5 protein-coding genes are annotated in these 2,164 nt (G+C 41.2%); 4 read left to right on the forward strand and 1 reads right to left on the reverse strand.

Annotated features, from left to right (window positions below; genetic code table 11):
* From LC574_RS36985 to LC574_RS37000, 4 genes are all read left to right on the forward strand, one after another.
* On the forward strand, nt 1–687 hold a 687-nt coding region (locus LC574_RS36985; RefSeq protein ID WP_229458599.1), incomplete at its 5' end, for a glycoside hydrolase family 10 protein.
* Nucleotides 687–1,250, forward strand: coding sequence for a hypothetical protein (locus LC574_RS36990; RefSeq protein WP_229458600.1), 564 nt, complete (start codon nt 687–689; stop codon nt 1,248–1,250). The genes LC574_RS36985 and LC574_RS36990, both read left to right, overlap by 1 nt.
* A gap of 114 nt (nt 1,251–1,364) precedes the next feature.
* Entirely contained in the window at nt 1,365–1,562 is a 198-nt protein-coding gene (locus tag LC574_RS36995; RefSeq protein ID WP_229458602.1) for a hypothetical protein, read from the forward strand.
* A gap of 35 nt (nt 1,563–1,597) precedes the next feature.
* The gene (locus LC574_RS37000) at nt 1,598–1,993 is read left to right on the forward strand and encodes a hypothetical protein (protein WP_229458603.1); all 396 of its coding nucleotides are present in this window, start codon (nt 1,598–1,600) and stop codon (nt 1,991–1,993) included.
* Nucleotides 1,994–2,075: 82 nt separating this feature from the next.
* Here LC574_RS37000 and LC574_RS39575 read toward each other — a convergent pair.
* Nucleotides 2,076–2,164, reverse strand: an 89-nt coding sequence (locus tag LC574_RS39575; protein WP_368736787.1) for a phosphoenolpyruvate carboxylase, incomplete at its 5' end; no start/stop codon positions are given.

The raw sequence follows: 2,164 nt of genomic DNA on the forward strand, positions 1-2,164 counted from the left end.
CCCTTACATCCGCAAGTACAAGAGTTTATTCAAGAGTTAATTTTGGAAGTAGTCAGGGATTACGATGTGGATGGTATTCAACTTGACGATCATTTTGGGATGCCGGTACAGTTTGGCTACGATCGCTTCACTATTGAACTCTACCAGCAAGAGCATCAAGGCAAAAGTCCCCCAACTGATCCTTTTAACTCAGAATGGATGCAGTGGCGAGCAGACAAAATTACTGATTTTGTAGCAGAAATCTATCAAGCTGTCAAGGCAGTAAAACCCAAAGTTAAAATATCTCTATCTCCTAACTATCAAGCTTTTGCCTACAAATATTATTTGCAAGATTGGGAAAATTGGGTAAAAAAAGGCTTAGTTAATGAGTTAATTTTACAGGTGTATCGAAATGACAAAAACTCTTTTATCGCTCAACTGGAACAATCATCGATAAAATTGGCTCAAAGTCTAATTCCTGTAGGTATTGGTATATCAACGGGAACGGTGCGTAATCCTGTGAAAATAGCACAAATTAGAGAACAAGTTCAGGTGGTGCGCGATCGCAATTTTGACGGTATCTGCTTTTTTTATTGGGAGAGTCTCTGGGGTTACATTGTACCAGAATCACCCCAACAGCGACGCAAAGCTTTTTTTGATCTGTTTAATGCTAAAACTGTCAGACTATTACAAACAAAGAAACTTTGATGCCATTCGCGTCGGAAAATACTATATTTGGCTTTATATTGCTGTGGACTTTCGCTACTTTTGGCGGTTTTTTATTGAGTTTACTGTTTATTGAAGTCGGCGAAAAGCCCGATATTGGGGTAGTAGAGGCAGCTATCGGCGGATTTATAATTGCACTTCCTCAAGGTTGTCTTCTCAAAGAACCTATATTCTGTATCAGGTGGATTTTGTCAAGTCTTTTAGGTTGGAGTATCATCACCGCTATCGGTATTGGTGCGGTGGGTTGGATAGTCCCTAGCACTCAGATTTTCCCTGTGAGAATCCTGTCTGGGGCGGTTTATGGGGCGCTTGGCGGCTTGGGGATTGGATTAGCACAATGGTTGGCAATTCCCCAGCCTGCGGCGTGGCGATGGATATTTGTCTCTTCGGCAAGTTGGGCTGTTGCTGTCCCCGTGGGTTCTACTGTCGGGATGATCTTACACCGCCTGATGCAGTTATTCTTAGGCGAAGTCATGGGATTAGCCATCACTTGGCTGCTGGTTGGTATCCTCACCGGAATGAATGCTCATAAATTGCGATTGTAAGTTCCCATTCCTTTGTTCACGTCGATATGATAACTTGTGTACATGAACATTTAAGGAAAAAATAGCCTTTCTTCATGCCAACATAGATATAATATCGGACTTACTTATATATCTATGGTTGAAAACACTCGCGGTAAAAGGGGAGATCCAAACTATAAACTAATCTCTGGTTACGTACCGAAAGAACTTGCTTTATTATTCAAGACTATTTGTGTTGCGACTGAAATAGACCAAAGTCAAGCTATGGAAGAAATGATTACAAAATGGGCTAAAGAAAAGCAATCAATACTTGATCGCATGAAGAATGTCTAAAAGTGAGTGAAGACAAGGAGAAAAGAGAATACACCATGAGCAATGCACAACGACTTGACAATGTTGAGAATGATTTAGAAACAGTTAAACAGTTGTTGGTATCAACAGCTAGCTATGCAGAATCAGCCGACAAGAGGATTGATCGACTAGTTGAACGTCAAGACTTAACCCAAAAACAGCTTGATGGTCTAGCTGTAACTGTTCAAGTTATGGGTGAAAATATTGACATATTTATGGAGAAGATTGACAAATTTGTAGAAAAGACTGACAAATTTGTAGAGAAGACTGACGATTTTATCGATACAACTAAAGCGCGGAACGCCGTACTAGACGGGGTAATCCTGGAATTACGAGAGAGTCAGATGTCAACTAATGCTGCTGTGGAAAGATTGGATAGAATCTTAGAACAATTGCTGAAGCGAAACCAATAGGAAGCAACCATCTTGGACTGAGGATAGAATTGAGCCGATACCTTCCATTCCCCATTCCCCACTCCCCACTCCCCATTCCCAATCAACCTGTATTTCTCATCCCGGCTGCAATCCCATTAATAGTTAATAATGCTCCTCGCAGTAACTCGCCTTTGCTGTAACGAGAGTGGA

This window comes from Nostoc sp. CHAB 5715 (assembly GCF_020829685.1).
GTDB lineage: Bacteria > Cyanobacteriota > Cyanobacteriia > Cyanobacteriales > Nostocaceae > Nostoc.

What these genes read in the sequence shown, in the direction of transcription:
- LC574_RS36990 (WP_229458600.1), top strand. Translation starts at nt 687, where the DNA reads ATGCCATTCGCGTCGGAAAATACTATATTTGGCTTTATATTGCTGTGG.
- LC574_RS36995 (WP_229458602.1), top strand. Translation starts at nt 1,365, where the DNA reads ATGGTTGAAAACACTCGCGGTAAAAGGGGAGATCCAAACTATAAACTA.
- LC574_RS37000 (WP_229458603.1), top strand. Translation starts at nt 1,598, where the DNA reads ATGAGCAATGCACAACGACTTGACAATGTTGAGAATGATTTAGAAACA.